At 46.3% G+C, this 5167-nt stretch carries 10 protein-coding genes; all 10 read left to right on the top strand.

The window, feature by feature from the left end:
- The first annotated feature begins 89 nt into the window (after nt 1–89).
- Complete coding sequence (locus VH187_RS16595; RefSeq protein WP_329702565.1) at nt 90–377, top strand: hypothetical protein; 288 nt, start codon at nt 90–92, stop codon at nt 375–377.
- Between the two features lie 69 nt (nt 378–446).
- Nucleotides 447–659 carry a hypothetical protein gene (locus VH187_RS16590; RefSeq protein ID WP_329702564.1) on the top strand — a complete coding sequence of 71 codons (213 nt, stop codon included), beginning with the start codon at nt 447–449 and terminating at the stop codon, nt 657–659.
- A gap of 91 nt (nt 660–750) precedes the next feature.
- Entirely contained in the window at nt 751–966 is a 216-nt protein-coding gene (locus tag VH187_RS16585; RefSeq protein ID WP_329702563.1) for a hypothetical protein, read from the top strand.
- 204 nt (nt 967–1170) lie between these two features.
- Nucleotides 1171–1374 carry a hypothetical protein gene (locus VH187_RS16580; RefSeq protein WP_329702562.1) on the top strand — a complete coding sequence of 68 codons (204 nt, stop codon included), beginning with the start codon at nt 1171–1173 and terminating at the stop codon, nt 1372–1374.
- A gap of 446 nt (nt 1375–1820) precedes the next feature.
- Nucleotides 1821–2618 (top strand): DUF6353 family protein, encoded by a 798-nt coding sequence (locus tag VH187_RS16575; RefSeq protein WP_329702561.1) that lies wholly within the window; start codon nt 1821–1823, stop codon nt 2616–2618.
- A gap of 10 nt (nt 2619–2628) precedes the next feature.
- Complete coding sequence (locus VH187_RS16570; protein WP_329702560.1) at nt 2629–3129, top strand: hypothetical protein; 501 nt, start codon at nt 2629–2631, stop codon at nt 3127–3129.
- A 56-nt stretch (nt 3130–3185) separates the two neighbouring features.
- Nucleotides 3186–3458 carry a hypothetical protein gene (locus VH187_RS16565; RefSeq protein WP_329702559.1) on the top strand — a complete coding sequence of 91 codons (273 nt, stop codon included), beginning with the start codon at nt 3186–3188 and terminating at the stop codon, nt 3456–3458.
- Nucleotides 3459–3519: 61 nt separating this feature from the next.
- Complete coding sequence (locus VH187_RS16560; RefSeq protein WP_329702558.1) at nt 3520–4149, top strand: hypothetical protein; 630 nt, start codon at nt 3520–3522, stop codon at nt 4147–4149.
- A gap of 1 nt (nt 4150) precedes the next feature.
- Entirely contained in the window at nt 4151–4327 is a 177-nt protein-coding gene (locus VH187_RS16555; RefSeq protein WP_329702557.1) for a hypothetical protein, read from the top strand.
- A 10-nt stretch (nt 4328–4337) separates the two neighbouring features.
- The coding region (locus VH187_RS16550) for a DUF6353 family protein (protein WP_329702556.1) at nt 4338–5167 on the top strand (830 nt) is incomplete at its 3' end.

The raw sequence follows: 5167 nt of genomic DNA, 5'->3' as shown, positions 1-5167 counted from the left end.
CCCAAAAATCCCCGGGGGGAGATTTTGCTGCAAGGTCGCAGATATTACTTCGCTTATAATGAGACCCTACTATTTAGGAGTATTATCAAATGATTGTTACATATGCAGCCAAGATAACTGAAGAGAATTACAAAACCCTTGAGACTGACATTGCCATGTTTGATCTCAATGTTGATTATCTCAAATATGAACTGATGGACGCCGCCGAATTTGGCGTTGACATCTATGCATTTTTGAGTGTTAACTATGAGACCAAGCAGGCAACGTTCACTACCAAGGAAGATGATGGTTCTCCAAGCAGTTGGCATTTCTGCAATGGAATGACAAGAGGACAATATTTCAAAGAAGTAAGATTCAATAATCCTAAGCCCCGTTAACGCGGGGTTTAGTTTTTCGCAGAATTTACATAGCTTATAATGAGACCCTACTATGTTTAAGGAGCTGTTATGCAGAACGAGAACAACATTGACCGGACCGAGAAGACCCCCAAGTTTTCGAAGCTGAAGAAGATGGGTAAGGGCATTGCTGTCACAGGATTCTACGGAATCCCGACTGGCATCTGCGCTTACTCCCTCTACCTCGGCGTCAAGACCCAAGTGATCAACCTCGAGACCGCGAAGTTGAACCTCGAAGCCGCAAAGCAGGCTGTTGCAAAGTAAGTCCAAAGGAGAGTACCACAAACTGGTGCTTTCCTTTTTCCTCGCGAGATTTCCACTGGGTATAACGAGACCACTACCCAAAGGAGTACGTATGACCAAGAAGTACTATCTCGCCATCAACGAGGACACCATTGACCTGGTTACATTCTTGAACGATGGAGTTCGTCCGGAGCTCAAAGATGTTTCTACACATCTTGTCTTCGAGATCAATTCCCCAAACGAGATCACGACCAAGGTTGAGGATTCGTACAAGGTGCTTGGCGAGCCACCAGTACAAACATTGGTTGTAGGCTACCACGACGAGTAGTCTTAAAGCTGGGAGCCCTACGCGGGCTTTCAGTTTTCCTCGCAGGAATTACATGTGGTATAATGAAAGAGATTGCTAAATAATGCAATTATAAGACGCGAATGGCGGGAGTACAACCCCTCCCCTATAGCTGAGTGAAAGTTGTGGTTTTCGGCGGACCCCTCAGCCTCTTTCTTTTTTTTTCATTTTCGACGAAAGAACACTATGCTAAGAAATCGTTCCTTTGTTGTGAAGATGGTCAGTGACAAGGAGCTCGCTGCAGATGGCACAGAAGTTGGGGAAGTTGTCGACTACACCAGAGTCGCAGATGAAGTCACCAAAAGAGTTGCGTTTCTCATCGGTTGCTACATGGCGGCCGATACGCTTCGTCAGGTTGCGATTCTCTCGGCGCAAAACAAGCTGAAATAGTTCGCAAGATAAACATATCTTATAATGAGAGAGATGGCGCCGCAATTGGAGTGGCTAGATCGCTGGACCAAGAAACAGTGATACTTCTCTTTCTTTTTTTCATCCTAATTGAAAGGCTCAATAATGAACGTCTATGTACAGCGCAAGCGCTATGGGTTTTGGAACTTTATAGGCGATTGCCTAATGGTTGGTCTGACGGGTGGCCTTTGGCTCATCTGGATCTTCGTGCGTGAAATGCGAAAGAGATGAAATGCACTATGTGTTATACGGAGTTCTTGGGGCATTTGTGTGGGTTGTTGTATATGAATCGACGAAGGCACTCCTCTCCCGTTATATACACTTTCGTAGGGAAAAGACGTTCTTACGTTTTGTTCGTGTTACCCTTCCAAATGCCAAAACAGTAGAAGTTATATCTGCCTCTAGTAGTGATAAACAAGCTATAGAAAATGTTGAAAGGCGACTGCGTGATGCTTCCCGAAATCTTTAGGGACAAGTTGGCAGGCATTAATTCCACCACATTCCTCACCGGTATGGGTGTCACCGGTGTAGTCACAACTGCATATTTGACGGGACGTGCATCTTTCAAAGCAGCACAGATTCTCGAGCGCGAAAACATTCGCCGTATCGCAACCGAGATGCAGGACAAGCCCGAGCCTCCTATAGAGACGAAGGACAAGATCAAGCTGGTCTGGCCGCTTTATATTCCTCCGATCAGTGTCGGTTGCACCACGATCACAGCCATTATCATGTCGAACCACACGGCGTCGAAGAAGATCGCGGCTCTGACAGTTGCCTCGGGTATCTCGGAGAGAGCATTCCAGGAATACAAGGCGAAGGTCGTCGAGAAGATCGGTGCGAAGCAGGAAACAGCTGTTCGTGATGAGATCGCTCAGGACCGAATCACCAACCAGCCGCCGTCCACATCTCAAGTAGTAATGGCCGGAGGTGGAGAAGTTCTCTGTCACGACATGCTTACGGGGCGATATTTCATGAGCGATATGGAGAAACTTCGACAGGCCTCGAACAATCTCAATTACGAAATCATTGCTCATGATTACGCCAGTCTGAGCTTCTTCTACGATCTAATCGGATTGGCTCCAACCGCATATTCAGATTATGTCGGATGGAGATGCGATGATCATCCTGAAGTCATATATTCAACCGTGCTGTCCCCGGATGGGCGCCCATGCATCGCGATTGACTTCGACTCTCAGCCGCATCCCGAATATTCACGACTCTGGTAAAAGGAGAGGTGTGCTAAAGAAGACGATCACGTACACGGACTTCAACGGAGAAGAGGTCAAGGAGGACTTCTTCTTTCATCTGTCCAAGGCAGAGTTGGTAGAGCTCGAGATGGGGCATGAAGGTGGTCTCTCTGCGGCAATGGAGAGAATCGTTGCCACTGATGACAGAAACGCTATTGTCCAGGAATTCAAGAAGATCATCTTGCTGTCGTATGGCAGGAAGTCGATGGACGGCAAGCGCTTCATCAAAAATGCCACTATGCGTGAAGAGTTTGAATCATCAGAAGCATATTCCACACTGTTCATGGAATTGGTCACTGTAACTGATTCAGCTATCGAATTCATGAACGGAATTATTCCAGCAGATATGGCTGACCAAGCTGCTGAAGTCTTAACTCCAAAAGTTGAGCCAAAACCTATAACAATGGTTGAAGCTAACGCAATAGGTTTGTCTGGGAAAGAACTCACAGACAAGATCGTCGCGGGCGAGATAGTTATTGTGGATGAGTAGCTCGCGAAGAAAACAATGCGTATAATGAGACCCAATCTAACTTTTAGGAGTAAGTTATGTTTCCGATGACCAAGCTCGATATTGCCAAGTACGCAGTCAGCATGATCGTTGCGTTGAAGACGACTTCGGTCGTAGAGCAGCAAGTTGAACAACACACGTCACTCGACACTGATGGTATCCCCGTCAAGGTCGGTTGCACGGTTGTTGGTCAGTACGCCGCCTACAGAGCGAAGCCGTATACAGACGTTGCGGTTGAGCGGACTTTTAACTGGTTTTCCGAGAAGTTTAATCAGAACACAGAATCAAACGAATACAAGTCAGATCGATAAGATCAAACTAAGATCCCCTTACACGGGCTCTTAGTTTTTCTTTTTTCTAACCAAGGAAAATATGGAGATCCCTGATTATCCGCCTAATAGTGAAGCGAGTAAGAGAAGATTACAGGAGGAAGCCAAAAACATCAAACGAGTAACAACGGAGGATCCAGTTCGGAGAAGGAAGCCGCTTCGTAAACAGTTCCAAGAAACATTCGTCGCAGGCGATGCCAAGACTGCTTCTCGTTACGTTATATTTGATGTACTGATTCCTGCTGCTAAAGATACAATCGTTGAGGTGTTGTCTCAGGGTATCGAAAAGTTGATTTATGGCGATTCTCGACGTAGGACAGGATCAACTCCACCGGCAAGTGGTCCGACTGGATTGGTAAGTTACAATCGATATGCCATGCAGAGTAGACAAACTAGTCCTCAACGAGCAATGAGTCGTATGGCACGATCTCGTCATGATTTCGACGAAGTTGTGTTGACGTCTCGTACAGAAGCAGAAGAAGTCATTGATCGTCTATTTGAAGTGGTGAGCCGATATGGATCCGCATCAGTCGCAGACTTATACGAATTGGTGGGCATTTCCGGAACTCACGTCGATAACAAGTGGGGGTGGACAGATCTCCGAGGCGCTGGAGTGTCACGAGTTCGTGGCGGTTATCTACTCGATCTTCCAGAACCGCAGCCACTAGATTGAAATGAACAACGCGCAGATTCGAGATGCGGTAAAAGCGATGTACCCGAATCAAAATTGGGCTGCGCAAGTAGACAGGATGGCGGACGATCAGATTGTTGCGATATATTTGAAGAACCTACAAGATCCAAGTCCGTTACCTGAAAAAGAGAAACCGCCTGAACAAGGTCAATTATTTTAGGAGAAAAATTATGAGATTCGTGCCAGAGGTGATCTCCAAAGGGATTGCCCATCGTTCTTTGATTCTTGAAAAGAACTCACCGTCACTGCTATTCGGTGCCGGTATTGTCGGTGTTGTTGGAAGTACTGTTCTCGCTTGTCGCGCGACTTTGAAGATGCAAGATGTTCTTGATGATACGAAGAGTGATCTTGAGAAGGCCAAGAATTTAGTGCATGATGATTACTCTGAGAATGATCGTCAACGTGATATTGCAATCATTCATGTCCAGGCTGGTATGAAGATTATCAGGCTCTATGGTCCGTCGATTGTAGTGGGTGGGGCTTCTATCGCTGCTCTGACACGTTCTCACAATATTCTCAATGAGAGGTATGCAGCAGTAACCGCGGCATACGCGGCTCTTGACAAGGGATTCAAAGAGTATAGAGCTCGTGTAGTTGACAAGTATGGCGAAGATCAGGACCGAGAGTTTCGCCATGGCAGCAGAGAAGTTGAGATCATTGATGAGCAGGGTAAGAAGCAGCTGGTTACTCGTGTAGGTGATGATGGCCCATCAGTCTATGCGAGATTCTTCGATCCATTGTCTACATCGTGGTCAAAAGAGCCGGAGTATAATCTTCTGTTCTTGAAGTGTCAGCAGACATACGCCAATGATCTGTTACTGGCTCGGGGTCATGTCTTCTTGAATGAGGTATATGACATGATCGGGGTTCCGAGATCAAAAGCTGGTTCTGTCGTCGGTTGGATTATCACTCCAGGTAATAGAACCGATAATCACATCGATTTCGGAATTTACAATGTAGAGGACGATAAGATCAGAGATTTCGTCAATGGTCGTGAAGG

Origin of the sequence: Scandinavium sp., from assembly GCF_036271055.1 — a bacterium.
Classification (GTDB): domain Bacteria; phylum Pseudomonadota; class Gammaproteobacteria; order Enterobacterales; family Enterobacteriaceae; genus Scandinavium.
Note: the sequence above shows the minus strand (reverse complement) of the source record. Positions and strands in the feature narration are given on the sequence as shown.

Excerpts from the sequence above, each read along its gene's own strand:
- VH187_RS16555 (WP_329702557.1), top strand. The coding sequence starts at position 4,151 with ATGAACAACGCGCAGATTCGAGATGCGGTAAAAGCGATGTACCCGAAT.
- VH187_RS16585 (WP_329702563.1), top strand. The coding sequence starts at position 751 with ATGACCAAGAAGTACTATCTCGCCATCAACGAGGACACCATTGACCTG.
- VH187_RS16590 (WP_329702564.1), top strand. The coding sequence starts at position 447 with ATGCAGAACGAGAACAACATTGACCGGACCGAGAAGACCCCCAAGTTT.
- VH187_RS16595 (WP_329702565.1), top strand. The coding sequence starts at position 90 with ATGATTGTTACATATGCAGCCAAGATAACTGAAGAGAATTACAAAACC.
- VH187_RS16565 (WP_329702559.1), top strand. The coding sequence starts at position 3,186 with ATGTTTCCGATGACCAAGCTCGATATTGCCAAGTACGCAGTCAGCATG.
- VH187_RS16560 (WP_329702558.1), top strand. The coding sequence starts at position 3,520 with ATGGAGATCCCTGATTATCCGCCTAATAGTGAAGCGAGTAAGAGAAGA.
- VH187_RS16575 (WP_329702561.1), top strand. The coding sequence starts at position 1,821 with ATGTTGAAAGGCGACTGCGTGATGCTTCCCGAAATCTTTAGGGACAAG.
- VH187_RS16580 (WP_329702562.1), top strand. The coding sequence starts at position 1,171 with ATGCTAAGAAATCGTTCCTTTGTTGTGAAGATGGTCAGTGACAAGGAG.